At 71.3% G+C, this 755-nt stretch carries 1 protein-coding gene; it reads left to right on the plus strand.

Annotated elements, in window-relative coordinates; all coding sequences use genetic code 11:
- On the plus strand, positions 1-755 hold a 755-nt coding region (locus J5X86_RS50225), incomplete at both ends, for a biotin carboxylase N-terminal domain-containing protein (protein WP_208523242.1).

Below are 755 nucleotides of genomic sequence, written 5' to 3' on the forward strand. Positions count from 1 at the left end.
CATGTGCGCGCGGCCGATGAAGCCTATGCGCTGGGCGGTGACACCCCGGCGGCCAGCTATCTCGACCAGGCCAAGGTCCTGGCCGCGGCCGCCGAATCCGGCGCCGACGCCATCCACCCCGGCTACGGATTCCTCTCCGAGAACGCCGAATTCGCCCAGGCCGTCCTGGACGCGGGCCTGACCTGGATCGGCCCCCCGCCACACGCCATCCGCGACCTGGGCGACAAGGTCGCCGCCCGCCACATCGCCCAGCGCGCCGGCGCCCCCCTGGTCGCCGGCACCCCCGACCCGGTCTCCGGCGCGGACGAGGTCGTGGCCTTCGCCGAACAGCACGGCCTGCCCATCGCCATCAAAGCCGCCTTCGGCGGCGGCGGCCGCGGCCTGAAGGTCGCCCGCACCATGGAAGAAGTCCCCGAACTCTACGACTCCGCGGTCCGCGAAGCCGTCGCGGCGTTCGGGCGCGGGGAGTGCTTCGTCGAGCGCTACCTCGACAAGCCCCGCCATGTGGAGACCCAGTGCCTGGCCGACACCCACGGCAACGTCGTGGTCGTCTCCACCCGTGACTGCTCCCTCCAGCGCCGCCACCAGAAACTGGTCGAAGAGGCCCCGGCCCCCTTCCTGACCCAGGACCAGAACGACCAGCTCTACGCCGCCTCCAAGGCCATCCTCAAGGAAGCCGGCTACGTGGGGGCGGGGACGGTGGAGTTCCTGGTCGGTATGGACGGCACGATCTCGTTCCTGGAGGTCAACACCCG

Source organism: Streptomyces sp. NEAU-YJ-81, from assembly GCF_017592595.1.
GTDB classification, from domain to species: Bacteria; Actinomycetota; Actinomycetes; order Streptomycetales; family Streptomycetaceae; genus Streptomyces; species Streptomyces hygroscopicus_B.